The organism is Mesorhizobium sp. W067, assembly GCF_054719525.1.
On record NZ_JBTTII010000001.1, the window covers coordinates 5938059 to 5964125 of the forward strand.

Consider the following 26067-nt stretch of genomic DNA (forward strand, 5'->3'; position numbering starts at 1 on the left):
TGGACGCGGCATTGCGATCAGGGTGCTTGCTGGGTTGATCGACGTACATTCTTAAAGCGGAGTGCGTCGACCTTGTTCTAACGTATTCATGTTGGCCGTATCGCCATCACACCTATGCTTGGCGCACTTGCGGCTTTCCATTCGAGGGCGGGCCAACGGATCCGCGTGCAATGATGGCGGTCGGCAAAACGAGCTTTTCCGCCGGGCGGGAATCTCCCTTCAATCGCCGGATGAGCAATTCCGCGACGCTCTTGCCAAGCGCGTAGACGGGCTGGTCGATAACGGTGATGGGCGGCGTGGTGACGCTCGTCCAGTCCGCATCATGGAAAGTGATGAGCGAAATGTCTTCGGGAACCCGCAGGCCGCGCTCGCGGGTCACCTTGAAGATCTCCAGCGCAATGACGCTGTCGGAGGCGAGGATCGCCGTCGGCCGATCCGGCGCCGACAGCATCTCGCCGGCAACCCTGCGCGTTTCGGTGGGGCTTGTCGCGCCAAGGCGAACAAAGCGTTCTGGCCGATCAAGTCCGGCCTCTCGGCACACGGTGAGGAAACCGTCGATGCGCTCACGGACCGACGAGGTGTAGATCTGCCCGAGATCGCGGTACTCGTGCCCTTCGGCGTCGACCGCGGTCACATAGGCGATGTTGCGGTGGCCGGCATCGGCTAGAAAGCGGGTCGCCAGCATGGCGATGCCGCGATCGTCGGTCGTGACCGTATCGACATCCAGATCTGCCAGCGCCCTATCCAGCAGGGCAAGCGGTCGGCCCGAGCGGTGGATATCGCGCAGGTGCGCGATGTCGCGCGATTCCGACGGCGTGACGATCAGCCCGTCGACGCGCTTGCCGATGAGCAGTTTCACGGCCGCCTTTTCCGCCTCGATCTTCTCGCCGGAATTGGCCAGGATGACGTTGAACCCGGCTGCCTTTGCCGCGTCGCTGATGCCGCGTACCGCGAGGCTGAAGAACGGGTTCTCGATGTCGCCGACAACCACGCCGATGATGCCGGAGCGGCCGGTCGTCATGCTGCGGGCGAGCTCGTTCGCACGATAGTCCAAGGCCTTGGCCGCGGCCATGACTTCCGCGCGGATCATGTCGCTGACGACGCCGTATCCGCCGAGCACGCGCGCGGCTGTCGCTTTCGAAACATTGGCCGCACGGGCGACGTCGCTGACCGTTATCGACGGGGTCTTGGGGGCGGTTCTTTTCATCGGATGACGACTACAAGAGTTGTTGACGGGAGGTCAACGTGGCGATAACGATTAACAAAGAGACCGGTCTCATGCAATATGAGACCGGTCTCTTTAGAAGGAGTGGAGCCGAGAGGCGTGACGGACCGTGATTTCGGCAAGGGCATGTCGGGGCGCCAGATGGCGGCTCGACGGAAATACCAAGAAGAACAGACCTTCAGAGTGGAGAAAGACATGAGCAGCAAAGAAATTCTCAAGTCGTTGATGTGCCCGGTCAGAACCGGCGCAATGGCTCTTATGGCGATGTGCCTCGGCGCCGGGCTGGTTTCAGGAGCGGCCGCCGCGGATGACAATCCCTATGGCCTTATTGATGCGAAGGTCATTAGCGTCGGAACCATGGGCGATGCCAAACCCTACGCTTTCACCCAGGCCGATGGGTCGTTCACCGGCTTCGACATCGAATTGTTCCGCAACGTCGCGAGCCGCCTTGGCTTCAAGCCCGACCAGGTGATCTTCACCGGCCAGGAATTCTCGGCGCTGATGCCTTCGGTTGCAAACGAGCGCTTCGATGTCGCGGTCGCGGCAATCGGCACGACGGAAGCACGCAAGAAGACCGTCGACTTTTCCGACGGGTATATCGCAGGCTATCTCTCCGTGCTTACCGCCGACAAGGCGATCACGGCGGCGGACGGGCTCAAGGGCAAACGTCTCGGCGTCGTACAGGGCACGCTCCAGGAAATCTACGCGGCGAAGAATTTTGTCGGAACCGATCTCGTCAAATTCCCCGACAACAACTCCGCCGTTTCGGCGCTTAACAACGGAACCGTGGATGCCCACTTCCTCGATTACGAGGCCGCCAAGGACTATGGCCTTCGCTACCCGAACCTGAAGATCGCGGTCAATATTCCTTCCTTTGACGCGCCGGCCGGCTTTGTCCTGCGCAAGGGCAACGACAAGCTCCGCAATGCGCTGAACACCGCCCTTCACGCGGCCATGCAGGACGGCACCTGGAAGACGCTTTATGAAAAGTGGTTCCCCGGCTCGCCGATGCCCGACCAGTATCTTCCCAAGAAGTAGACCGTACCCGGCCGCTGGCTTTCATGCCGGCGGCCGGATTACGCCTCCGTCCTTGATGCGGACGATGTAAATAGCGCAACCAAAAGGGGGGCGAATGAACTGGCTCGAAAACCTGCGGCGCAGTTTCCTCGACTGGCACGCAATGGCGGACGTGCTGCCCAGCATGATCACCATCGGATTGAAGAACACCTTGATCCTCGCCGCCGCGTCGACAGTACTGGGTGTCATCCTCGGCATGATCCTGGCGGTCATGGGCATCTCGCAATCGCGCTGGCTGCGCATTCCGGCGCGGGTCTACACGGATATATTCCGTGGGCTGCCGGCGATCGTCACCATCCTGCTGATAGGCCAGGGCTTTGCCCGCATCGGCCGTGAAATCTTCGGCCCTTCGCCCTTTCCGCTCGGCATTCTTGCGCTGAGCCTGATCGCCGGCGCCTATATCGGCGAAATATTCCGCTCGGGCATCCAGAGCGTCGAGCGCGGGCAGATGGAGGCCTGCAGGGCGCTCAGCATGAGCTACGGCCAAGGCATGCGCCTGATCGTGATACCGCAAGGCATCCGCCGCGTCTTGCCGGCCCTCGTCAACCAGTTCATCGGCAACGTCAAGGATTCAAGCCTTGTCTACTTCCTCGGTCTGCTCGCCTCGGAGCGCGAGATCTTCCGTGTCGGTCAGGACCAGGCAGTGGTCACCGGAAACCTCTCGCCATTGCTTCTGGCCGGCGTGTTCTATCTCATCATCACCGTGCCGTTGACCCATGTGGTCAACTATATCGACAACTCGCTGCGGGTCGGAAAGCAAAAGGCCGGCCTCGTCGTCAGCGGCCTGGCCGAAGTGAGCGAACTGGAGGGCGCCACCGGCAGTGCACCTTCGGAGGCCGGCTCTGATGCCCGCTCAGCGCTGCCCCGCTTCAAGGGCGGCAGTCTCGCCATCACCGATCTCGACATGGCCTATGGCGACCTCGATGTTCTCAAAGGCGTCAGCCTGGCGGTCAAGCCTGGCACGGTCACATGCGTGATCGGCCCATCAGGTTCGGGCAAGTCGACCCTGCTGCGCTGCCTCAACCGCCTGGTCGAGCCCAAGGGCGGTGAGGTGTTGCTCGATGGTGCGAGCATCCTGGCGATGAAGCCTGAAAAACTGCGCCGGCGTGTCGGCATGGTTTTCCAGCAGTTCAATCTGTTTCCCGACCACACCGCGCTCGAAAACGTCATGCTGTCGCTGACCAAGGTAAAGGGGCTCCCTGTACAGGAAGCTGAGCGCATCGCCGAGGCGCGCCTTGCCGACGTCGGGCTTGCGACCCGCAAACACCATCGTCCAGGGAGCCTTTCCGGTGGCCAGCAGCAGCGTGTGGCAATCGCTCGTGCATTGGCGATGGACCCGGAGGTCATCTTGTTCGATGAGGTAACGAGCGCACTCGATCCAGAACTGGTGAAGGGTGTGCTCAACCTCATGGCGGATCTCGGCCAGCGCGGCATGACAATGGTCGTGGTGACGCATGAAATGGGCTTCGCCCGCAAGGTCGCCGATCAGGTCGTCTTCATGGATGAAGGCCGCATCATCGAGGCCGGCACGCCTGCCGCGATTTTCGACACGCCGAAAAGCCCGCGTCTGAAGCACTTCCTTGCCGAAGTGCTTTGATCACGCATGAGCCCTTCAAGACGGCCGCCCAAACCAACCTCCACCAGTGAAAGATATCTCATGGCTGCATCACATCAGGTTTCCAAGGTCGTTGTTGTCGGCGGCGGCATTTTTGGCGTCTCCTCGGCTGTTCATCTTGCAAGGCTCGGCATCGAGACCGTGCTGGTCAATGATGGACCGCTCGCCAAGGGAGCTTCCGGCCGCTCGCTCGCCTGGATCAATTCGGCGCGCAGGCGCTCGGCTGAATATCATCGCCTGCGCATGATCGGTATCGACCGCTACCGCAGTTTGTCGGCGCGATGCCCGGATGCCGCCTGGCTGCGTTTCGACGGTGGCCTGACGTGGGATGCGGACGATGCCTCAAACGAGATCGCCGATGTCTTCGCTCACGAAAAACGTCTCGGCTATGATGCGCAGCATCTGTCCGCGGACGCCATAAGGTTGGTCACGCCGGGTGTCTGCGCAAGCGCTGTCACGCCTCAAGGCGCGATCTTCAACGCGGGTGAGGGCTGGGTCGACCTGCCGTCGCTGATCGAAATATTGATCGCGGAATTCGTGGAGCGGGGCGGCCAGGTGGTCACCGAGGCCGGAAGCGCTACCGTCACCGTCGCCAACGGCCGCGCCACCGGCGTCACCACCACCAGCGGGATCAGCTTCGCCGCCAACGCGGTGCTTCTGGCGACCGGTGCGGATGTGCCGCGAATGGTTGCCGTGGCCGGTCAGCGTATTGCCGATGGGACACCAATCGCGCTGCTGGTCAGGACCAAGCCAGTCGACTTGCCTCTACGCGCCGTGCTCAACACGCCGCGCGTCGCCATCCGGCCGACGCCTGATGGCGCCCTGGCGCTCGATTCTGCCTGGTCGGAAGAAGAGGTGGTAGTCAATCCGGACGGGACTTATCGCGTAAAAGCATCGACCATCCAGGGGCTTCTCGACGAAGCGTCGAATGTTCTCGACGGTCATCCGAAATTGGAATTGGAGAGCTACGGTGTCGGGCCCAAGCCGATCCCCGGAGACGGCGAGCCGGTCTTCGGCCAGTTGCGGGAGATCGAGGGGTATTACGTCGCCTTCAGCCACAGCGGCGCAACACTTGGCTTGATTGCCGGCGAACTGCTTGCAACCGAGATCGCCACCGGAACAGAGCACCCACTCCTTGCAAGCTTTCGACCGTCTCGATTTTCACTTTAGCCTGCCAATTCGCCTCGGAATGGGATGTAATGTGGCATGCTTGGAGTTTCGCTAGCCGAGACGGCGGCCGCCTGGCCGCTTACGCGCACCTGACAAGCGAATATGTTCCGGAACATTTTCTCCACGTTGAAGTTGGACAGCGCCAGGACCGTCGTTCGTCCAAGCTCAACCAGCGCTGAGAAATTCCATGACCAACCAACACCCCAAGACTAAACAGCCCACGGACAAGGATCTGCGAGACAACCCGGGAATCGGCACCTCGAAGGGCGCGGTCAAGGGCGGCGATATGCTCGACGAGAACGATGCTCTCGATGGGGACAATACGTTCGAAGGCGATGTCCAGAACGATGTGACGCCTCAGGGCGGCATCAATCCTGACCAGACCGGACGCACGAACAAGTAGGAGGCGCCTTGCCATGGCCGGCCGGAAGACCCACGAGCAGCAGCTGCGCATCATCGAAAAGCGCGAGAACACCAGCAATGCCGGCGACGATTTCAATGCCGAGGATGAGCTGAAGAGAACCAAGCAGGAGCGCGAGGCGCGGCAAGACGGCGCCAATCTGCGCGACGAGGGCGTGGAATTGACCGACAAGGACGATCGCCAGATGATCCGCGGCGAAAACCAGGAGAGCGAGCACCACAAGCGCAGGCAGGACGACTAAGCCTGTCGTCTTTAAGGCTATCGAGGAGCCATGCCAGACTACCGGCACGCCAGGCACCGCATGGTCGAGGCGCACATCGCCCGCCGCGGTGTGCGCGACGAACGAGTCCTTTCGCCACTGAGGCGGAAATCCCGCGCGAGAAATCGTCGACGAGGGGTGCGAGGAGTTCGCCTATGGGGACGGTCCGGGCGGCGTTGCGCTCTGGCTATAGGGACCTGCGAAGACGCGACCTGAACATCGGCCAGCTCTGCCGCGAGCGCTTTTGGCGATCAGACAGCCTCGGCCACTACATGCAATCCTCGGCCTCGCAGCAGTTCGATGCCTTCGTCTGTTCGATCGCACCTCGCCTGTTCAGCCGCTGACTGCCGAACAGCGCCTCATCGGGTGGTACTGAGACCTTTGCCTTCGGCACCTGAATGCGGCCTTGCCTTCGGGCACGGAACATCTCACCGACTTTCTGGTTAGGCAGGCCGGATGAAGGGAGCTTTGCGCATGGCCACTAATTTGGAAGACGGCAAGACCGCTCAATCTTCCGACGACTTGCATGGCGGCAATCGCGGCGGCGACAAGGACCAGCGTAAGACTGACAAGACCGCGAACAAGAGCAGCCGGGCGGCGGGATCCGCATCGCGGTAGGACCGAGACATGCCGACCGCCGCGGACATCCTCATCGAGACGCTGATCGACTGGAACGTCGATATCATCTTTGGCCTGCCGGGCGACGGCATCAATGGCATCATGGAGGCGCTGCGCAGGCGGCAGGACCGTATCCGCTTCATTCAGGTGCGGCACGAGGAATCCGCGGCGTTCATGGCGTGCGCCTACTCAAAATGGACAGGCAAGCTCGGTGTCTGCCTCGCAACTTCCGGCCCTGGCGGCACACACCTCCTGACGGGACTCTACGATGCCAAGCTCGACCAAGCGCCGGTGCTCGCCATTACCGGCATGCAGTTCCACGACCTCATCGAGACCTTCACCCAGCAGGATGTCGACTTGACGCGCGTCTTCAGCGATGTCGCCGTCTTCAACGCGCAGGTCTCCGACGCGGCGCATATGGAAAGCCTGGCCGGTCTCGCCTGCAGGTCGGCGCTGGCACGTCGCGGCGTTGCGCATCTGTCGATCGCTAGCGATGTGCAGGAGCACACGCTCGACCAGGCCAAGCGCTCGAAGCGCAACAAACCGTCGCATACGCCGGATCGTTGGTTCGAAGGAAGCAGGCTTCCCGACGAAGAACAACTTGCGAAAGCCGCCGAGATCCTGAACGGCGCGACGAAGGTCGCGATCCTCGCCGGTCGGGGCGCGCTTGGTGCCAGGCACGAGTTGGAAGAGACGGCGGAGCTGCTTGGTGCCCCCGTCGCAAAGGCCTTGCTCGGTAAGGCTGCCTTGCCCGACGATCACCCGCTGACGACTGGCGGCATCGGAATTCTCGGCACGCTGCCGTCGCAGGAAATCATGGAGGAATGTGACGCGCTGCTCGTCGTCGGCTCGACCTTTCCCTACATCGAATACTACCCGAAGCCGGGACAGGCGCGCGGGGTGCAGATCGAGCGCGACCCGCAGCGCATCGGCCTGCGCTATCCCATTGAGGCCGGCCTTGCCGGCGATGCCGCCGTGACGCTGCGATTGCTGAACAAGCGCCTGAAGCGCAAGGATGATCGCAGCTTCCTCGAGAAGGCGCAGGCGGGCATGCGACGCTGGCGCGAGATGATGGCGCAGTCGGAGCAAAAGGCCGCCACTTCGCTCAAGCCCCAGGTGGTCACACGCGCATTTGGGAAACGATTGCCCGATGAGGCGATCCTGGTTGCCGATTCCGGCCAGAACACCGAGATGGCAGCCCGCCATATCGAACTGCGTGACGGGCAGGCCTTCGGCGTCTCGGGCGCGCTGGCCTCGATGGCATGCGGACTGCCCTACGCGATCGCCGCGGGCCTGGCCTTTCCCGGCCGGCCGGTCTTCGCGGTCGTCGGCGACGGCGGTCTCGCGATGCAGCTCGGAGAGTTCTCGACGGCAGTTCGGTACCGGGTCCCACTCAAGGTGCTCGTGCTCAAGAACGGCATGCTCAATCAGATCGCCTGGGAGCAGATGATGTTCCTCGGTAACCCGCAATTCGCCTGCGAACTCCAGCCCATCGACTTCGCCATGGCCGCCGAAGCCATGGGCGGCGTTGGCTACAGCGTCTCTCGCGCCGAGGAGGTGGAAGGCGTTCTCGACGCTGCCCTGGCTGCTGAGGGTCCGGTGGTCATCGAGGCCGTGGTCGACCCGTACGAACCGATGATGCCACCGAAGATGCCGCCGGATTATGCGAAAAATTTCCGCAAGGCGCTACCGGATACCCCCGGACGCGCGGAAATCGAGGCGAATATGGCGCAAGAGCCGCTGAGGTCGATGATTACCGCCGGCGAGAAAGACTGACCAGCCACACAAGAAGCAGCGGACCAGCATCCATGACGACGAAGAAGGAGCACGAGTTGAACAAGACCGACAGCGGCACCGCAAATCGCAGTTCGCCGAACCTCATGGGCGCCGGCCAAGCGTGCAAGGCCGAGGAATGGGGAGGTGGCTCGAAAGCCGCCAAGGGACCGATCACGGAACCGGATCGACACAACCGCAACTCCAGCCAAAAAAGGAGCTGACATGCAGGATGCCCAGCAGAAATATCCTCAGCCGCCGCTTCCCGAACAGCAGCAGGACATGCCCGGCTATACCGACGAGATGGATCCACGGCCCGACCACGGAGAGGAGAGCTATCGCGGCAGCGGTAAGCTGACGGACCGCGTCGCGCTGATCACCGGCGCGGACTCGGGCATCGGCCGGGCGGTCGCTATCGCGTTTGCACGCGAAGGCGCCGACGTCATCATCTCGTACCTTGAAGAGGACGAAGATGCGCAGGAGACGGCGCGCTTGGTCGAGGAAGCGGGGCGCAAGGCGGTGCTCGCACGCGGCGACATCTCGGACGAAATCTTCGCGCGGTCGCTTGTGCAGCGAGCTATCGATGAATGCGGGCGCCTGGACATCCTCGTCAACAATGCAGCCCACCAGGCGTCGTTCGAGAAGCTGGAGGACATCAGCGCGGAGGAATGGGATCTCACCTTTCGCACCAATGTCTATGCGATGTTCTATCTGTCCCAGGAAGCAGTGAAGCACATGGAACCCGGCTCGACCATCATCAACACATCCTCGATCAACGCGACCAGTCCCTCGCCGGCACTGCTTGCCTACGCCACTACCAAAGGAGCGATCGCCAACTTCACCGCCGGACTTGCAGGACTGGTAGCTGAACGCGGCATTCGCGTAAACGCGGTCGCTCCCGGGCCGATTTGGACGCCGCTGATCCCGTCGACAATGCCCTCTGAGAAGGTCAAGGAGTTCGGGAAGAACACACCGCTCAAGCGTCCCGGGCAACCGGCAGAGCTTGCAGCGACCTATGTGCTGCTTGCCTCGGAAGGATCGAGCTACACCACCGGCGCACTCTACGAGGTCACCGGCGGACGGCCGATGCTTTGAGCGAGCGTACCTGCCAGCTCCACGGCGCCCACTCCCGGTAGCGCACCCACATGTGGCGAGGCTCATGCGCGATCAGGATCGCGGACAACCGCCACGTCCGCAAACTGGTTGAGGCGGATGCCGAAGCCTCCCACCAGACCCTGAACCGGAGGTTGGTAGACGCGAAGCTGACTTCATTCCGGGTTCAACCGGAGCGTCAGCTTTCGGGGAGGGGCAAACGCTGGGTGAATGTCCCCGATAGGCGCATTGCAGCCATGCCGCCGTCGCGTTGTGAGACTGATTTGGCGACCAGCAAAACAGCAGCCTCTACGACTCGTCCCTCTCATCGCGCAAATTAGACACAACGCGGCGGTTCTGCGACCTGCAGGCGGAGTCGGGGCAGTCGCGGACGAGCCTGTCCTTGCCGTAGCCCTTGGCCCACATGCGGTTCCGGTCTATGCCGCCGGCGGCGAGGTAGTCCATCACCGCATCGGCGCGCTGCTGTGACAGCGCCGTTTCACTTGCGCCGGGATCGTCGGCGAAACCCTGCAGCTTGAGCAGCCAGCGCGGATGCTTTGTCAACCAGGCGATCTGGGTGTCGAGGGTGGCCTTGGCGACAGAATCGAGCGCGGCCGAACCTTTCGTGAAGTAGGTGCGGCGGCCGACATTGAGGATAAAATCCTCCTCGCTGCCCGGCTGCACGTTCTGGAAGCCGGCAATCTCGGCGTTGGTGACGTCAGGCGTCGACGGGGCCAGCGTGTTGCTGGTCGAGCAGGATGCGGCCAGAACCAGCAGGCCGGCGGCGAGCAGCCGGCGCGTGTTTTCAATCATGCGGTTCATGATGCGCCAATCATTCGACAGTGGTGGAGGCGGGCGCCTGGTCGGCGATGTGCGGCAGGACCTCCACCGCGGTGCCGATCGGGCACCGCTGATAGAGGTCGATGATATCTTCGGGGAACATGCGGATGCAGCCGCTGGAAGCGTCGGTGCCGATGCTCCATGGCTCCAGCGTGCCATGCAGGCGGTAGCCGATGTCGGCGCCGTCGCGGTACAGATAGAGCGCGCGCGGCCCGAGCGGATTGTTGGACGCGCCGCCTGCGATCATGGGAGGTAGGTCCGGCTTGCGCTGGCGCATTTCGGGGGGCGGGACCCATTGCGGCCACAGCGCGCGGCGGTCGATCGTCGCGCGGCCGTACCATTTGAAGCCTTCCTTGCCGACGCCGACGCCGTAGCGGATGGCAGTCTTGTTTTCCATGATGAGGTAGAGGAAGTGGTGGCGGGTATCGACCACGACGGTGCCGACAGGCTCGCTGCTGAAATACTTGACGATCTGGCGATGCCATCTCTTGTCGATCTTGGCGAAGTTCGTCTTGCGATAGACGAAATCGTTATCGCTGGCGGTACCGGCGAAAAAGGATTTTGCCCCCGCGGCTTGAACAATATTGCTGGTTCCACCGACCGCGACCAGCGCCAGACCGCCGAGCACGACACCCCTGCGTGATAAAACCATCGGCAATCCCCCATGCCTTAAGCCTGGCGAACCATAGTTGAGAATGATTTCGGCTCAAAGTGGAAAATGCTGCAGTGGGTGGGCCGCAAGCGGTCTGTCCGCTTGACGGCAAAATAGCGGCTGCCCGCCGGCTCACGCCGGCGGGCTTTTTTGTGCGGACGGGAACATCCTCGCTCCAAGGGTGTTTTGTCACACCCGGCTCGTTCTTCATCGGTCGTGCCGGTGACCAAGATGTCCCCTCATTCATCATGGTCGGCCCGCGCAGCCTTGACCGCACGCGCGGGCCATCCCATCACAAGGCCCGCTGGCTCACGCTGGCGGGTTTTTCCGCGTCCAGGCGCCGAAACTCATCTTGGCATGCCTGTTACAACGAACCAGGCGGATTCCGCGCTCGGTCTCCGCACGCCGCGAGGAGGACTTGCGACATGCCTCGCTGCGGGATTTTCGCGATGAGTCTATCTAGCTCCTGCTGAACGCCATGGCTGACCACCGGGCGCGTTTGGACGACCTTCCAGTCGAAAAGCCCGCGGCAATCGCACCTTAGGCGAAGAGGCTTTGCTTTGTTGATGCAGTTATCATCGCATCAATCGTGGGTAGCAACGCGGTTGTTGCGTGTTGTTGGAGAGATGGGGTTTCCCGAAAAGAATGAACATGCGCAGATAAAAGAAGCGAGCAGGATGGCCGTGAGTACATCTGCGAATACCTATTACTCTCATATGTGCTCGCTCCTCGGAAGGCGATCCCGCCACCCTCTCGACAGTGAAGATGGCGGGATCTCAACCGGCGACAAGGGACTTCGATCGACGGTCGGTCTCCAATTCGGCTTCCGGCTGCGTGTTCCGCCGTTCGGGCTTCTTCCAACCGCCGTCAGACGCAAGTCCTATCCCATAAGACTGATGGCCAAATTCGGAACATCCGCTGAAGCATTGCGTTCGGCAGCGTGAAACCCCAAGGCAAAGGATGACTAATCATGTCGAATTGCGAGACTGCAAAATCACATTCGTTAGGAAATCGCGTGGCTGATCTCACAGCCAAGATGCGTGAAGCGCAGATTGACGCGGGTGAAATGATGGCCTTCCACAAGGTTGCAACTATGTTGGAGGACAGCCAAGGACGTATCAATGGCGACGACTTGATCGCCGCATCCTTCGTTCTGCTGGAGGACCGGGCGCCCGAGTGACCCTGCGTTGGTCGGCTTCGATCGTTCCTTGATCAGCACTGCGCAGCCGTTTTTTTGTCACGGCCGGCGTCTCCGGGACCGCGGGAATAGCGCAAGGCTGGAGGGTGCTGTTAGGGCCGCCGCGCCTAACAGCCAAGAGACACCGCTTCGAATTCGACCGCCAGGCGCTCGCCGGCTTTGTCCGAGGGAGGGCATTCACTTTGAAGGCAGCTACGGCGTGTCCTCGCTACCAGTGCCATGCATGCTGGAGCCATGCATGAAGGACTGGATCTCGTCCGCATCGATCTTGCCGTCACCATTCTCGTCAATGCTACTGAACATCCTGCCCACCGCGCGTTGAACCTCGTCCTCGGAAACCGATCCGTCGCCATCGGTGTCCAACAGCCCGAACATCAGTCGCATGCCGGCACCGCGCATCAGCTGATGATGCCAGCGTCCAGCCATTCTGTGTCCACGATCGCGGCCACCGTGGTTCTGCCAACGGCCGCCATCTTCATCGTGGCGGTCAGCACCCTCGTTGCGATCGCCTTGATAGTTGCGACTATCTTCCTCGCGGAAACCTTCTTCGGAACGGCGATCCTGCTGCATTCTCTCCCGGATAGCTTGCTCAACCATCTGGCGGATCATTTCGCGTGTTGGTGCATCCGCTTGTCCGGTCGCATCCGGCAACTGTCCGGCGGTCGGCGGTTCGGTTGCCGGAGCGGGTGCAGGTGTCGAGGGTGATGGTGTTCCGCTTGTCTGGGCGAGTGCGGGGGAGGTCAGGGCAATGAAAACGGCGGCCGCGGCCGTCTTGCTGTGTGGAAATCTCATGGCATGCTCCATCAGTGCTTTCGCTTGAAGGCCAAACTGGAGCTCGATGTGATTGTTCCCCGAAGGGATCAGGTCACGGCGAAGTTACTGAGGCATGCCCCCGTCTGAGGTAGATCAGGGTCTTCGCCAGGGAATAATTCGGCTCTTCTTCCCTAGGCACAAGAGGAAGCCGGCGCCCATTTTTGCGGGCAATGAACGTTGGACATTCGGCCTCGCCAATTTCTGCCAATCGATCATACCGACGCACCAATTCCGTCTGCGTCCTCTCCTTTCGTGGGACGGAAGCCGTTTCGACCGCACGCCGTCAATCGCGAATCCCGCGTCCATATGCTGCGCGGCCATGATGCATATTTTTTATGTCACGGACCTCTGTCCGTCTGGACACCATGTTAGCCAGCGCTAAATCAGAGCAATGCGACGCCTCCTGCTGGGACTTACAGTTTTTCTCTTTTGGACCACGTTGCTTCAGGCCGAGGCGTGGCAGCCCTTCGGCGTCCGACAGCTTGGCTTTAGTTTCGATATTCCTCCGAATTTCGTCCTGACCCAGAATTCGGAGCAGGGCGCGGCTTTTCAGGGCCCAAGAGACGCGTTTCTGGTCGTTTGGGGCGCGCGACTGGGCAAAGCAAGTTTTCGCGCCGAGATTGAACATCGCATGATCGAGGACGAAAAGGCCGGTTGGCGACTGACCTATCGGCGCCTAGCCCCGAAATGGGCCAGCTACTCCGGGGTCAAGAATGGCGAGATTCGCTACGTCCGTGCAATTATGGTCTGCAACCAGCGTGCCGCGCTTTTCACAATGAATTATCGAAAATCCGAAAAGAAACCGTATGACCCTGTTGTTGTGCGCATGGTCCGGTCCCTGAGAGCGGAAGGATGTTAGCCAGCAAAAGGCGAGGTTGCCGTAGTGCTTCCCTCGGCTAAGGGCCCAGTGGTCAACACGGCTCCCCAATAGCCCCGCCCAGTCACATGAAAGCAGGCACCGGCAGATATGCGGCCGAACGTTCTCACGCTGGCTCAGCCGCTCAAAGCCCATCACCGAAAAGCTGCTTAGTGCGGTCGCCAGCTAGAGCTACCACTGAGCCATTCCCGCTGCGGCTGGGTAGCGCCTCAGTTCCGTACGCGTTCATACCAAGAACGGGCGGGGCGAACGTCCTGATAGAGCTACGGCTGTAGAAGCGCGCCGCCAAACTGCGCCCACAAGCGCTCGCACTCTCTCGCCCTTAGGCTCGGGGTACCGGGCGCGCCATAGAAGACCATGGCGCCGCGAATGTCGTATCCAAGCACCGAGGCGTTGGCCACGAACTGGATGGCTCTTCCCAAGCTGGTGATGCCGATGTCGACCTCAGCTTTGTTGGTGAGGTCGACCACGCCTACTATCTCCGCATTGGCGCTCCTGCCCGCCAAAACGGCCGTCGATATTCCATCATGCACGGCAAGAAGCATTTCGGTGAGTTGCCCGGTGGAAGGGCTCTACAAACGCTTAAATGTCAGGTTTGTTCCCAACTGGCCTTGGCGGCTTTCCGACTACCAAGACTGGGTCACGCGGCCTCTTATGTGCGCGTAGTTGACATCGTCTGCTGGACCGAACGGTCAGGCCGACGAGCCCAGTTCCTCTCAGCATCAAGCAGTTCATTCTGCCCAATCAAGCCGTTCATAAACAGCCTGAGTATGTGCGCAGCTATGCGCTCTCCGTTCTGCGAAGCAAGAGGTAGGGCGCGCTCTTTGCAGACCGTGTGACAAACCTGGGCGAGCATCTCAATGTCGCTTGGCCCCAAAAACCGACCCGGATACAACATACCGTTTTCCTGTTGGAGAGTTGGAATGGCTATCCATTACGCAGGGTCACCGGCAGCCACAATCAACTATGATAGTGAGATGTCGAGTCCCGGTGGAAAAAACAGTGAGGTCCCAAAAGCGGTCGCGCTTGTCTCCGATTGACAGATGCCTCGACGCTACACCGACCAGCGCTACCGCACCCGCTTCATCGACGCGGCTTTGCAAAGGCCTACGACCAGTTCGCTACCAGCTGCCGGACCGCCCAGGCGAGCATGCCGCCGGCCTTTACCGAAAGCGCGATGTCGTGGATGAGGCAGCCTTTTCCGTATACATCCAGTTGTTACGCTGCGCATCTGCTTCGGTTCGAAAACTCGCCGCGAGCCTGGCGTGCTCGCGTGTCCGGGCCGAAAACGCCTTCACAGCCCACATGTTGATAACGACATCGATGAGGCTGCCGCCGACCTCGTTGGCATAGGATGCTTCCCGGCAAGGGCATCGACCAATGCCCCGGGGCCGACCAGCACGAACCTGCGGGGGCTTTCCCGGAACAAAGCGTCGACGATCCGGTTCGGCAGGGAAGCGGCCAAAATTCATGCCATCGGACATGCCGAGGCAGATGACAGATGAAAGGGAAGCTGAAGATGACGAAGTCTCGCGACCGCACCGTTCCCGGCGACGGCAAGATCGAAACCGGCCCGAACACATCTCCGCAACAGGATCCGGCAGAGGGGTCGCGCGAGACAATCGATCGCGAACTCGAGCGGACAGACGACGATAATAATTCCGACGAAGCGGAACGCTTGCGCCGAGACCTGCGGAAAGGGGTGGCGGAAGAGACCGAGCTTCCCGAACGCGGCTCGGCCTGAGGATCGCCGGAACCTTGCCAAGGTACGAGACATGGAAGGCTAGACGCCTGGTCGCATCGCTGCTTGCTTCCTGCCTTTAACGCACCGGCCACACAACCATGCGCGGCGGTGATCCACGGCGAGAACGGCCACTCGACGGTCCACTCTGTTCCAGCAAAGTCGGCTCGCCGAAAGCAACCACCTCTGGCGTTAGGGCCTGACGAGATGCCACCTGTCCAGGTCGAATGGCGCCAGGGTCCGGAAATCTCTATCAGGCTGTGCCGGCCTCCTGGCTGCGCTGCGAGCGGGCACGGTCGCGGGCTGCGGCAGTGCCTCCGGGAAAGCCGCTTCGATCGCTGTAATCGCGTGGCTTGGTCCCGCTCCGAGAGTGGCGCGCGGTCACGCTTTTCGCACCGATGATGTCGAGCAATGTGATGCCGGCGACCATGGCAAGCGCTAGGCCTACATTATCGCGCTTTGGGTTGCCATGCCGATACGCTGTCAGCAATGTCGCGATATCCAGGCCGTCGCCGGCCACCCGGCTCCAAAGCCCGGCCTGCTTGTCCACTGAAAGCGAGAGTATGCCGCTGCTTATTTCCCGCGCCCCATAAGCGCGGATCAGGTCTTCCTTGCCGCGCATGCCGAGCGCGCCGGCAATCCGCTCAGCGCCAACCATCTCGGCGACGCCAAGCGCGATGCTGAACCAGCCGAGCTTGCGGGCAAGGCCATCGGATGCCCCGACCGCACTCTGCCCAGTCTTCAGCACTTTGGGATCGCCAGGCGATCGGGTGATGTTGGTAAGTTTGGCAATCACGTTCATGACGATTTCCCTACGGTTTCAGTACAACCTTGATGCAGCTGTCCTGCTTGTCGCGAAACACCTTGTACATCTCGGGTCCCTGCTCGAGCCCCACGATATGGGTGATGACGAAGGATGGGTCGATCTGGCCATCTTCGATGCGGCGCAACAGATCCTCGGTCCAACGGTTGACATGGGTCTGCCCCATTCGGAAGGTGAGCCCCTTGTTCATTGCCTGTCCCATCGGAATCTTGTCGACCAGCCCGCTGTAGACGCCGGGGATCGAGATCACGCCGGCCGGCCGGCAGACATAGATCATCTCACGCAAAACGTGCGGTCGATCATTTTCCATCAGCATCAACTGCTTTGCGCGATCGTAGACGGTATCGGGCTGGGCCAGCGAGACGTGGCTTTCCATGCCGACGCAATCGATGCACTTCTCCGGGCCCTTTCCGCCGGTGAGTTCCCGCAGTCGTTCGACGACACTTTCCTCGGCGAAATTGATGGCGATGGCGCCGCCGGCCGCGGCCATGGAAAGCCGTTCCGGCAGGCAATCGATCGCCACCACCTGTTTCGCGCCGAGCAGCAGGGCGCTGCGTATGGCCATCTGCCCGACTGGGCCGCAGCCCCACACCGCAACCGTATCGGTGGGCTCAATGTCGCACTGTGCCGCCGCCTGCCATCCGGTAGGAAAAATATCGCCGAGGAAGAGAACCTGCTCGTCGGTAAGGCTGTCAGGCACCTTTACGTGCGTGGCATCGGCGAACGGCACACGCATGTATTCCGCCTGTCCCCCGGGATAGCCGCCGGTCAAATGAGTGTAGCCGAACAGACCCGCGGTGGTGTGCCCGAACACCTTGTCACCGAGATTCTTCTTGCGGTTTGTGCGTTCGCAAACCGAAAAGTTCTGTCGCTTGCACTGGTCGCACTCACCGCAGATTATGGTGAACGGCACGACGATGCGGTCTCCCTCCTTCAGAGCGCCGTTGACGCCCTTGCCGACCTCGACGACCTCTCCCATCATCTCGTGGCCCATGATGTCGCCGGGCAGCATGGCTGGCACATAGTTGTGGTAGAGGTGAAGGTCGGAGCCGCATATGGCACAACTCGTCACCTTGATGATCGCGTCACGTTCATCCTCAATTTCCGGGTCCGAAACCTGATCGCAGCGTATGTCTTCCTTGCCGTGCCAGACCAACGCTCGCATAGCTTGCTCCTATTTTCGCAAGATCTGTGGGTAGGGACCTCGCGCCTTTCCTAAGCGGGCCGATGCCTGGTTGGATCGACTGTGCCGCTGCTTGTCGAACCACAGGGGCGGACCGATGTTCCGGGAGCTCGAGAGAATTTTTGGGCGATTCCAGACCCGCACCTTGGAAGGATCTGTCGCGGGCACCAGCGGCCTTCGCGGGCGCGTCGGGGCACGAACCGCTGGAGCCCGAGCCACGAATGGACGTACTCAAGTGTACCAAAGAAGGTCCGTCCGCAGGTGTCCCTTCGCGGCGATCGACACCTCATCTGCTCGATTCTCGCGGCCATAACCGGCATTCTCTTCCTCGCCCTCACAGGTCGGCGGAGGCGCTCAAGGGTCAGCGCTGTGTGACCGGAGCAGGTAGGAGATGCCGCTCACCGGCGGGCGCGCAGCCCGACCCGACGCGATCGACATGGGGTGGATGGGCGCCATCGCGACGGCGACACTAGCGGAGTATTTCGCAGAAATACAATGATTAGCGGGCAGGGCGGACTGCTAGCCGTGCGCAGCGATGAACATGGCGACGGCCGACCGGCAATAGGATTCGATTTCGTTGTCGTCCGCCGCTCTCGCCTCATCGAAGCGTGCGATAATCAAAAGATCGGATCCTTTGAAAAGCGCGGCAAACAAGCGGGCGGACCGGAGAGGATCGGGCACGTTCAGAACCGCCTTCGCGTGCAACTGACGCAACAGGACCTCGATTTGGGCGATGACATGGGCGGGGCCGGCTTCGAAATGGAGCTTGCTTAACGACCTTGGATTCGTCTGGTCGGCCATGACCATGGCTTCGACACTGCGGACGTCTGATCTCAACAGCGTCCGAAGCAGGGATGATCCCACCGCCATGAGCTGATCTTCGACCGAACCGCCGACGCCTTCAAGAAGGGCCAGTGGCGCAAACAACTGATGGCAGCCGGCCGAGATGGCCGCGCTGAACAGCGCCTCCTTGTTCTCGAAATGCCGATAGATGCTGAGCTTGGATATCTTCGCCCGCTGGGCGACCTTGTCCAATGTGGTCGCTTGAAAACCCAATTCCACAAAGAGTTCGGACGCAGCGTCGAGTATCGTTTGGCCAAGCGCCTCGTTGGCGGGCCGGCCGCGCCGGCCGTGGCTATTTTCGGTCACGACAATTCCAGTCCTTGACAGTATCCTAATTCTTGGATTACGATACCATGTAGTTTCTGAAATGCGCAAGCCGATGGGTAGGTTTGGTCCAACCAGCCCCTCATCCACAACACGGAGCCCATCATGGATGACGTCATCATCATCGGCGGCAGCTTTGCCGGTCTCGCCGGTGCCCTGCAACTCGGCCGTGCCCGCCGTAAGGTCACCGTTCTCGATACCGGCCTGCCGCGCAACCGCTTCGCCGGCCACTCGCATGGCCTGCTCGGCCACGATCACAAGCCACCGCTGGACATCCTGGCCGAGGCGCGGCGGCAGCTGGCGCGCTATCCCACGATCAAGCTGGTCAATGCCCGGGCCGACAGCCTCTCCGGGGCCATCGACGATTTCTCCGTCCTCACTGGCGATGGCGGAAGCCTCGGCGCGCGCCGCCTGATCCTGAGCTATGGCGTCGCCGACCAGATGCCTGATGTTCCGGGCTTTGCCGAAGGTTGGGGCACGTCCATCGTGCCCTGCCCCTATTGCGACGGCTTTGAAGTCGCCGGCCAGCATTGGGGCCTCGTCTGGTCCGGCCCACAGTCGATGAATCAGGTCAGGCTGTTCCACGATTGGACCGACAGGTTGACGGTCTTCGCTGATGGTCACGACATTCCGCCCGATATCCGGGCCGGTCTGGCGCGCCGCAACATACCTGTCGTCGACGGCCGGATCAGCGAGATCGGCCATCACGGGGGGCATAACGCCACCGTCAAGCTCGATACCGGCCCCAATGTCGCGGTCGACATCCTGTTCGCGCATCCGCGCAACAAGCCGTCCGCAAGCCTGCACGAATCACTGGGCCTCGCCACGGTCGATACGCCCCTCGGCGTAATCCTCAAGGTCGACGAGCGCCGCGAAACCAGCATGCCCGGCATCTACGCCGCGGGCGACCTCGCCAACCCCCTCACGCCGCCATCGGTCACCCTGGCAATATCGCACGGCGCGATGGCGGGCATCTTCGCCCAGCAGTCGATGCTGGTGTGAGAGCGCAGATTCCCTTCTCCGGGGTGCCGCGGCTATCGTATTCTGAAGGCGAGGTTACGGAACGCCGGCCCGCTCTCCTCTGAGGGGCATCTTTGGCCGGTTGGCTTTGAGAACTCAACTGCGCTGCCGGCATGACGGCGATCGCCGACATCGGTTATCAAGCTCAATCACGCTGGAAAGCATGAACCACGTCGACGTCGACATCGACGGCGGGCTTACGGTATGGGGACCGGTGGCGGGAGATTCGCCACCGCTGTCGGTACCCGATGCTGCGACGCTACTTTGCAGAACGGTCGCGTCCAGCAGCGCTTCTGGCGGAAGTCTCAGGCGGCCACGACGCGGGCCAGCAGTGACGAGGCCTCGGTACCAGCCAAGCCAAGGTCACGGACGCTGCTCATGTGATTGGCCCCGCCAAGGGTCGTGCGCGAAACAGTCAGTCCCTGTGTGTCAAGGTGGTCCGTGAAGAGTGCGGCCTGGCTGTGGAACGGCGGCGTTTCATCGGCGCCGACCAAGATATCTACGCCCACGGATGGATCGAAACTGTGATCGATGGGCGAGAATCGGCGGGCCTCCTCGTCGGTGATCGCGATCTCGGCGGCAAGGAACGACATCTGCAATGGCTTCAGGTCGTAAAGGCCGCCAAGCAGCAGCGCAGCTTTGATGCCGGAAGCCCGCTCGTCACCGCCGAAAAGCATTGTTGCCAGATGCGCACCGGCGGAATGACCGCTAACGGTCAGCAGGCGGGTATTGCCGCCATGGTGTGCGACATTGTCAAATACCCATCGCTTGGCGCGGCGCACCTGGTCGACGATCCTGGCCATCCTGACGGTCGGCATCAGCGCGTAGTCGACAATGACCGCGATCGCACCTGCGTTCGTAACGGTCTCGGCGACGTAGGAATAGTCGCGCTTGGAGAACATGCGCCAATAGCCCCCGTGGATGAACATGTGCACCGGCAGGCGGTCCCGTTTGCCCTCGGGAAAGAACAGATCCACGGTTTCGGTGGCGTCAGCCCCGTAGGCGACATCGGCGACCATGGGAACATTCGCCCTGGTGTCCTCGCTTCTGCGAACGATCTCGGCGACCATGTCGTCGAACTCGACCACATGATCGCGAATGCGAAACGGATCTTTGGCGTGATGTCCGCTCACAGGGTCACGGCGATGTACTTGGCCTCCATGAACTCGGCAACGCCATGCTTCTGGCCGCCTTCTCGCCCCAACCCGCTTTGCTTGACTCCGCCGAAGGGCGCCGCCGGATCCGACATCAGGCCGCGGTTGAGCGCGATCATGCCCGACTCGATCTTTGATGCCACGCGCATTCCTCTGGCCAGGTCGCGCGTGTAGATGTAGGCCGCGAGACCGTATTCTGTGTCGTTGGCCTTGGCGATGACCTCCGCCTCGCTGTCGAAGCGACTGATCGGCGCCACGGGACCGAAGATCTCCTCGTGAGCCATGGCAACGTCGGCCGGCACGTCCTTGAGCACCGTTGGCGGATAGAAAAAGCCTCTGCCTTCAGATACGCCGCCGCCACACAGGATTTTGGCGCCGCGGGCAACGGCGTCCTGCACAAGCCGGTCGATCTTGTGCACAGCCTTCCTGGTGATCATCGGCCCGCATTCTGTGTCTGAGTCTGTGCCCGGGCCCAGGTTGAGTGCCGCCATGCGTTTGCTCAAGCCTTCCGCGAAGGCATCATGGATGCCGGCCTGGACGTAAAGCCGGTTGGCGGCCGTGCAGGCTTCGCCGGCGTTGCGCATCTTGGCAACCATCGCACCGTCGAGGGCGGCTTCCAGGTCGGCGTCGTCGAAGACGATGAAGGGTGCGTTGCCGCCAAGCTCCATGGAACAGGAAATGACGTGCTTTGCGGCTTCGGCCAGCAGCACGCGCCCGACGCCGGTCGAGCCGGTGAAGGACAGCTTTCGCACGCGCGGATCGGCCAGCATGGCCGCCGTCACCGGTCCGGGGGTCGAGGTCGTCAGGACGTTGACGACGCCGGGCGGCACGCCGGCTTCCTCGTAGAGCGCCGCAAGCGCATAGGCCGTCAGCGGTGTCTCGCTGGCGGGCTTCAGGATCACCGTACAGCCGGCCGCCAGCGCCGGCGCGATTTTGCGCGTCGCCATGGCGGCCGGAAAATTCCATGGCGTGATGAGCACGCAAATGCCGATGGGCTGGTAGTCGACAATGATCCGGTTCGCGCCCGAGGGCGCAAGGCCGAACTCGCCGTTGATGCGGACCGCTTCCTCGGCGTTCCAGCGAAAGAATTCCGCCGCATAGGCGACTTCGCCGCGCGCATCGCGCAGCGCCTTGCCGTTCTCCAGCGAGATCAGCGCGGCCAACGTCTCCGCCCGTTCGGTCATCAGTTCGAAGCAGCGCCGCAGGATTTCCGATCGCCTGCGTGGCGGGGTCTCGCGCCAGCCGGCCGCCGCCTTTGCGGCCGCGTCGACGGCGGAGGTGGCGTCGGCGAGCGTGGCGTCGGGAACCGCAGCGATCACGGCTTCGGTCGAGGGATCGACCACTTCGATCACGCGACCCTCCGATGAAGGCCGCCAGCGTCCGCCAATGTAGAGACCGTGCGAGACCGTGGCGTAGTCGAACATATCTTGATCCTCGTCGGATATGCCTGCGGCAATGTTCATTGGATGAACTCCTGGTCGGTCACATCATGGTGGCGGACATGTCGCCGTCATAAGCAGCCCTGACCAGCCGTCGCATCGCGGCAAGGTCGAACGGGCGGGGATTGTTCTTGATCAACCGGTCGATGCCCAGCGCCTGCTCAGCCGTCCAGTCGATCTTGTCTTCGGGAAGACCCAGTTCGGCCAATGTCGGTGTGATGCCGATGGCGCCAAACAGCCGGCTCACCTCACGGATGGTGGCGTGCGCCAAGGCATCGGCGTCGCCGCCGCCCTGATGGGAAAGGCCAAGAGCAGCGCCGACTTCCGCAATCTCCGCGGCTGCTGCGGCCAGATTGTAGGTCATCACATAGGGCAGCATCGTGGCCACTCCCAGGCCATGCGGGGTGTGGGTAAGCGCGCCAACGGGATACTGCACCGCATGGGCGGCGGCCGTTCCCGCCGTACCGAAGGCGCAACCGGCGGCCAGCGCTCCCATCATGACGTCGGCGCGCGCATCCTCGTCCGATCCGTCGCGATATGCCTTTTCGAGACTGCGGCCGAGCAGCCTGATGGCCAGAAGCGCGAAATGGTCGGTCAGAGCGCTCTTGCCGATGAACACGTGCTGTTGCGGCAAATGAGGGTCGACGCCGCGTTTGGCCGCTGTATAGGCCTCGATTGCGTGCGTCAGCGCGTCGGCGCCGGCGATCGCCGTCAAGGACGGTGGACAGGTCACCGTCAGATCCGGATCGCAAAGCGCCACTGCCGCGATGAGATGCGGACTGGCGATACCCACTTTCAGCGTCCGATCCGGGTCGGAGATCACGGCGACGGGGGTCACCTCGGAGCCTGTTCCAGCCGTCGTCGGCACTGCGATTACCGGAAGGGTAGGGCCGGGTACCTTGAACTCGCCATAGTAGTCCTCGAGCTTGCCGCCATGGCTGAGCAGAAGTGCAGCGCATTTGGCCATGTCGAGGCAGCTGCCGCCCCCGATTCCGATCACCATGTCGGGCTTGAAACCCTTCGCCTCCGCAATGCAGGTGGCGACGCTGTCGCGCGGCACATCCGGCAGCGTTCGGTCGAAGACCAGCGCCTCGATCGCCGCGTTGTGCAAGCCAGCCAGAATCTCGGCGAACTGCGACGTCGCCGCGAAGCGCTCATCGGTACAGACGAACGCACGCCGCCCATGTCTGGCGGCAATGGCAGGCAGGACATGGCGCTGGCCTTTGCCAAACAGAATCTCGCTCGGCAGGCGCGCCGCTGCAAACAAGCTCATGCACAAAATCCTGCGAAGACGGATTGGAAGCCGACAGGCTTGGCTTCGTGCCAGAGGCCGACCTCGGCGCTGCAGGTCATGATCATGCGATATCCCCATAAAATCGTATAGGATATAGGATTGAGTTTCGCGAAGCATCATGTTAGTGGGTGGTTCTGTCAAGAGGCAAACGATGCAGCACACGGACCTGACGGTTGACAATGAAGCCCGTGCGACCCGTCGTATTCAGCGCGCCAACAGCCTGGCTGGCGACGTTTACGAAGCAATATTCGCGCAGCTCATGTCTTTGAGGATTGCTCCGGGATCGCGCATCACCGTCGACAATCTCGTCAAGGAATTCAACGTCTCGCATACCCCCATTCGTGAAGCGCTTGGCAGGCTGGAGGGGGAAGGGCTGGTTCTGAAAACCCACCTGATCGGCTATCGCGCCGCCCCACAAATCACCCGCCGGCGCTTCGACGAGCTTTACGAGCTGCGTCTATTGCTTGAACCTGCCGCCGCGGCCAAAGCCACCGCAACAATGGACGGCGAGCGCCTTGCCGCGCTGCAGGAGGCGGCCGGCGTCATGGCTCGGCGGGTGGGGAAAGACGAACGCCTGCGCTATTCGAACTTCGCCCGTCAGGATGCCATCTTCCACGACAAGATCGTCGAGTTCGCCCAAAACGAACTCATTCGCGAGACACTGAATCACCAGCATACCCACTTCCATATCTTCCGGCTGATGTATCACTCCAGGGTGACCGAAGAGGCGCTCGACGAGCACGAGGCTATTCTCGCTGCCTTTGCCGCGGGCGATCCGGACGCCGCCGAAAAAGCCATGCGTGCGCACATCGAAAATTCGCGGGACAGGCTCCTGCCTGCGTTCGAGTAGCCTGGCGATGTTGCTTGTCAGAGGCACCCTCAAGCGCGGCGCGCCGCTGTCCGCCCAGCCTGCCGCCTACGAATTCTATTCCCCGTTCTGAGCCGATTTCGATCCCGGGAAGCGAGGCGCGCAGTGCACCTCGCCCCTGAAACAAGCCGAGAGGAAAAGACATGCCAGCCAAAAAAATCCTGATGCTGACCGGTGATTTCACCGAGGAGTATGAAATCTTCGTCTATCAGCAGGCGATGGAAGCGGTGGGACACACCGTTCATGTCGTGTGCCCCGACAAAAGCGCCGGAGACATGATCAAGACATCGCTGCACGATTTCGAGGGCGATCAGACCTACACCGAAAAGCCCGGCCATAACGCGCTGATCAACAAGACCTTCGCCGACGCCGAGAAGCAGCTGAGCCAGTACGACGCTGTCTATTGCGCCGGCGGTCGTGGCCCCGAATACATCCGCACCGACAGGCGGATACAGGCAATGGTGCGCCATTTCCACGAGGCAAAAAAGCCGATCTTCACGATCTGCCATGGCGTCCAGATTCTGATCGCGGTCGACGGCGTCGTGCGCGGCAAGAAGGTGGCGGCGCTCGCCGCTTGCGAGCCGGAGGTGACGCTTGCCGGCGGCACTTATATCGATTTGTCTCCCACCGACGCCTATGTCGATGGGACCATGGTTTCAGCCAAAGGCTGGACCGCGCTTGCGGCGTTCATCCGTGAATGCCTGAAGGTGCTGGGAACGGAAATCCACCATTCTTGAACCGTTTGTCCCGGCGCATCCCTGAGGGGATGCGCCGGCTCCCTCAACGGCGCGGCGACTTCCGTCATTTCATCAAGTTCAGATCTGGAACCTGCGGCAGGTGTGCTCCAGAACCTTGTGCCATCATCACCTCGGACGCCTTCAAGGCGCTGCCGCATCGCGTGCGTGCACCAGCGCGCCATCCTCGTTGAGCTTTCCCAGCTTGACGGGTGCGAACCCGAGTTGATGGACTCAATGGGAGGTTGACATGAAGTCGGCGCCCGGGAGCTGTCAGGGCTTCACGAACCGAAACGCGAAGCGATCGGTCTCGCCCTTGATCGCGGGATCGAACACCTTGATCGAATGCGGGTCATCCTTGTTCGCGAGCACGGTGCTTTCCGCGTCCAGTACGAAGCCGGCCGCCTCCACCTCCTCGCGGACGAATGCAGGGTCGATCCGATGCAGCGACCGGGTGTCGCTCGTGCCCGACCCAGTGGCGGCGGCGTGGTCGACGATAACGTAGGACCCACCGGGTTTCAGCCGCTTGTAGACAGCTCGATTGAAGTCGGCCGCCGCCGCACCCTTCTTCTGGATCAAGGCGGTGTGAAGATCGTGGTAGAACAGGTGCAACCACATGACATCGGCTGGCTGCGTAATCTCCGGCATCGCGACGAGATCCGCCGAGGTGGCTTCGACGTTCTCTCGGCTCGGCTCCTTCGCGAGCGTTCGCATGAGGCCGACCGGATCGTTCTTGAAGTGGGCGACTTCGGCCGGCACGAAGCTGTAGACCCGCCCCTCTGATCCGACGATGTCGGAGAAGAGGCGCGTCCAGTCTCCGTCGCCAGGGTAAACGTCGATCACGGTGGAGCCCGCCTCGATTCGTGCGAACCGGATTAAATCGGACACCTTGGATTGGTCGTACATCGAAATTTCCTAGTGGATATTCTTCTGGGTGCTCATACTGATTTCTCCATTTGCTCGGATCGGATCGGGCTTGATCCGATCCGAGTTCCGATCGCGTGCGTCGTCTCT

The 26067-nt window shown here is 61.7% G+C and carries 28 protein-coding genes; 16 read left to right on the forward strand and 12 right to left on the reverse strand.

The features are described 5' to 3' along the window. Positions 1–112: 112 nt before the first annotated feature. On the reverse strand, positions 113–1207 hold the full coding sequence (locus ACYG97_RS28800; protein WP_023732311.1) for a LacI family DNA-binding transcriptional regulator: 1095 nt from the start codon (positions 1205–1207) through the stop codon (positions 113–115). Between the two features lie 213 nt (positions 1208–1420). Between ACYG97_RS28800 and ACYG97_RS28805 the strand changes: the two genes are divergently transcribed. The 10 genes from ACYG97_RS28805 (at position 1421) to ACYG97_RS28850 (ending at position 9253) form a co-directional block, all read left to right on the forward strand. Then, the gene (locus ACYG97_RS28805; RefSeq protein ID WP_023732310.1) at positions 1421–2263 is read left to right on the forward strand and encodes an ABC transporter substrate-binding protein; all 843 of its coding nucleotides are present in this window, start codon (positions 1421–1423) and stop codon (positions 2261–2263) included. A 94-nt stretch (positions 2264–2357) separates the two neighbouring features. Beyond that, the gene (locus ACYG97_RS28810; protein ID WP_023732309.1) at positions 2358–3899 is read left to right on the forward strand and encodes an amino acid ABC transporter permease/ATP-binding protein; all 1542 of its coding nucleotides are present in this window, start codon (positions 2358–2360) and stop codon (positions 3897–3899) included. 60 nt (positions 3900–3959) lie between these two features. Further along, a complete protein-coding gene (locus ACYG97_RS28815) occupies positions 3960–5087 on the forward strand; it encodes an NAD(P)/FAD-dependent oxidoreductase (RefSeq protein WP_023695155.1) in 1128 nt (375 codons plus the stop codon). Between the two features lie 187 nt (positions 5088–5274). After that, positions 5275–5490, forward strand: a complete 216-nt coding sequence (locus ACYG97_RS28820) for a hypothetical protein (RefSeq protein WP_023732308.1) — start codon at positions 5275–5277, stop codon at positions 5488–5490. A gap of 13 nt (positions 5491–5503) precedes the next feature. Beyond that, positions 5504–5749: a hypothetical protein gene (locus ACYG97_RS28825; RefSeq protein ID WP_023667758.1), complete on the forward strand. Its 246-nt coding sequence runs from the start codon at positions 5504–5506 to the stop codon at positions 5747–5749. A 173-nt stretch (positions 5750–5922) separates the two neighbouring features. Then, entirely contained in the window at positions 5923–6111 is a 189-nt protein-coding gene (locus ACYG97_RS28830; protein ID WP_023732307.1) for a hypothetical protein, read from the forward strand. A 130-nt stretch (positions 6112–6241) separates the two neighbouring features. Continuing rightward, on the forward strand, positions 6242–6385 hold the full coding sequence (locus ACYG97_RS28835) for a hypothetical protein (protein ID WP_023732306.1): 144 nt from the start codon (positions 6242–6244) through the stop codon (positions 6383–6385). 9 nt (positions 6386–6394) lie between these two features. After that, positions 6395–8161 carry a thiamine pyrophosphate-dependent enzyme gene (locus ACYG97_RS28840; RefSeq protein WP_023732305.1) on the forward strand — a complete coding sequence of 589 codons (1767 nt, stop codon included), beginning with the start codon at positions 6395–6397 and terminating at the stop codon, positions 8159–8161. Between the two features lie 32 nt (positions 8162–8193). Beyond that, positions 8194–8382, forward strand: coding sequence for a hypothetical protein (locus ACYG97_RS28845; RefSeq protein ID WP_023732304.1), 189 nt, complete (start codon positions 8194–8196; stop codon positions 8380–8382). Between the two features lies 1 nt (position 8383). Continuing rightward, the gene (locus tag ACYG97_RS28850; RefSeq protein ID WP_023707232.1) at positions 8384–9253 is read left to right on the forward strand and encodes an SDR family oxidoreductase; all 870 of its coding nucleotides are present in this window, start codon (positions 8384–8386) and stop codon (positions 9251–9253) included. Between the two features lie 306 nt (positions 9254–9559). Here ACYG97_RS28850 and ACYG97_RS28855 read toward each other — a convergent pair whose 3' ends face one another. Together ACYG97_RS28855 and ACYG97_RS28860 are read right to left on the reverse strand one after the other, a co-directional pair. Next, the gene (locus ACYG97_RS28855) at positions 9560–10072 is read right to left on the reverse strand and encodes an OmpA family protein (protein WP_023732303.1); all 513 of its coding nucleotides are present in this window, start codon (positions 10070–10072) and stop codon (positions 9560–9562) included. A gap of 10 nt (positions 10073–10082) precedes the next feature. Further along, the gene (locus tag ACYG97_RS28860; RefSeq protein WP_023732302.1) at positions 10083–10742 is read right to left on the reverse strand and encodes a L,D-transpeptidase; all 660 of its coding nucleotides are present in this window, start codon (positions 10740–10742) and stop codon (positions 10083–10085) included. Positions 10743–11757: 1015 nt separating this feature from the next. Between ACYG97_RS28860 and ACYG97_RS28865 the strand changes: the two genes are divergently transcribed. Continuing rightward, positions 11758–11922 (forward strand): hypothetical protein, encoded by a 165-nt coding sequence (locus ACYG97_RS28865; protein ID WP_023667766.1) that lies wholly within the window; start codon positions 11758–11760, stop codon positions 11920–11922. Between the two features lie 210 nt (positions 11923–12132). Here the strand turns inward: ACYG97_RS28865 and ACYG97_RS28870 are convergent, their stop codons facing one another. Continuing rightward, a complete protein-coding gene (locus ACYG97_RS28870; protein ID WP_031261868.1) occupies positions 12133–12732 on the reverse strand; it encodes an EF-hand domain-containing protein in 600 nt (199 codons plus the stop codon). 412 nt (positions 12733–13144) lie between these two features. Between ACYG97_RS28870 and ACYG97_RS28875 the strand changes: the two genes are divergently transcribed. Then, positions 13145–13612, forward strand: coding sequence for a hypothetical protein (locus tag ACYG97_RS28875; protein WP_023667769.1), 468 nt, complete (start codon positions 13145–13147; stop codon positions 13610–13612). A 281-nt stretch (positions 13613–13893) separates the two neighbouring features. Here the strand turns inward: ACYG97_RS28875 and ACYG97_RS28880 are convergent, their stop codons facing one another. Further along, on the reverse strand, positions 13894–14175 hold the full coding sequence (locus ACYG97_RS28880; protein ID WP_023682760.1) for a hypothetical protein: 282 nt from the start codon (positions 14173–14175) through the stop codon (positions 13894–13896). A gap of 974 nt (positions 14176–15149) precedes the next feature. Here ACYG97_RS28880 and ACYG97_RS28885 point away from each other — a divergent pair. Then, on the forward strand, positions 15150–15374 hold the full coding sequence (locus tag ACYG97_RS28885) for a hypothetical protein (RefSeq protein WP_155922421.1): 225 nt from the start codon (positions 15150–15152) through the stop codon (positions 15372–15374). A gap of 250 nt (positions 15375–15624) precedes the next feature. Here ACYG97_RS28885 and ACYG97_RS28890 read toward each other — a convergent pair whose 3' ends face one another. From ACYG97_RS28890 to ACYG97_RS28900, 3 genes are all read right to left on the reverse strand, one after another. Beyond that, positions 15625–16173: a hypothetical protein gene (locus ACYG97_RS28890; protein ID WP_023732300.1), complete on the reverse strand. Its 549-nt coding sequence runs from the start codon at positions 16171–16173 to the stop codon at positions 15625–15627. A gap of 10 nt (positions 16174–16183) precedes the next feature. Beyond that, the gene (locus ACYG97_RS28895) at positions 16184–17359 is read right to left on the reverse strand and encodes a zinc-dependent alcohol dehydrogenase (protein ID WP_023732299.1); all 1176 of its coding nucleotides are present in this window, start codon (positions 17357–17359) and stop codon (positions 16184–16186) included. Between the two features lie 537 nt (positions 17360–17896). Continuing rightward, positions 17897–18526: a TetR/AcrR family transcriptional regulator gene (locus ACYG97_RS28900; RefSeq protein WP_023732298.1), complete on the reverse strand. Its 630-nt coding sequence runs from the start codon at positions 18524–18526 to the stop codon at positions 17897–17899. 123 nt (positions 18527–18649) lie between these two features. On the opposite strand from ACYG97_RS28900, the gene ACYG97_RS28905 reads away from it, so the two are divergent. Further along, positions 18650–19546, forward strand: a complete 897-nt coding sequence (locus ACYG97_RS28905) for an NAD(P)/FAD-dependent oxidoreductase (RefSeq protein ID WP_023732297.1) — start codon at positions 18650–18652, stop codon at positions 19544–19546. Between the two features lie 323 nt (positions 19547–19869). On the opposite strand, the gene ACYG97_RS28910 is transcribed toward ACYG97_RS28905, so the two are convergent. From ACYG97_RS28910 to ACYG97_RS28920, 3 genes are read right to left on the reverse strand one after another with little or no spacing between them, the layout of a single operon-like run. Further along, complete coding sequence (locus ACYG97_RS28910) at positions 19870–20697, reverse strand: alpha/beta hydrolase (protein WP_023732296.1); 828 nt, start codon at positions 20695–20697, stop codon at positions 19870–19872. Beyond that, positions 20694–22142, reverse strand: coding sequence for an NAD-dependent succinate-semialdehyde dehydrogenase (locus ACYG97_RS28915; protein ID WP_245260732.1), 1449 nt, complete (start codon positions 22140–22142; stop codon positions 20694–20696). Before ACYG97_RS28915 ends, ACYG97_RS28910 begins: the two co-directional genes overlap by 4 nt. 58 nt (positions 22143–22200) lie before the next feature. After that, positions 22201–23430 (reverse strand): iron-containing alcohol dehydrogenase, encoded by a 1230-nt coding sequence (locus ACYG97_RS28920; protein ID WP_023732294.1) that lies wholly within the window; start codon positions 23428–23430, stop codon positions 22201–22203. 172 nt (positions 23431–23602) lie between these two features. Here ACYG97_RS28920 and ACYG97_RS28925 point away from each other — a divergent pair, with 172 nt between their 5' ends. Next, positions 23603–24301 (forward strand): GntR family transcriptional regulator, encoded by a 699-nt coding sequence (locus ACYG97_RS28925; RefSeq protein ID WP_023732293.1) that lies wholly within the window; start codon positions 23603–23605, stop codon positions 24299–24301. Between the two features lie 161 nt (positions 24302–24462). Beyond that, entirely contained in the window at positions 24463–25056 is a 594-nt protein-coding gene (locus ACYG97_RS28930) for a DJ-1/PfpI family protein (RefSeq protein ID WP_023732292.1), read from the forward strand. 270 nt (positions 25057–25326) lie between these two features. Here ACYG97_RS28930 and ACYG97_RS28935 read toward each other — a convergent pair whose 3' ends face one another. Further along, positions 25327–25959 carry a class I SAM-dependent methyltransferase gene (locus tag ACYG97_RS28935; protein WP_023732291.1) on the reverse strand — a complete coding sequence of 211 codons (633 nt, stop codon included), beginning with the start codon at positions 25957–25959 and terminating at the stop codon, positions 25327–25329. Positions 25960–26067: the final 108 nt, after the last annotated feature.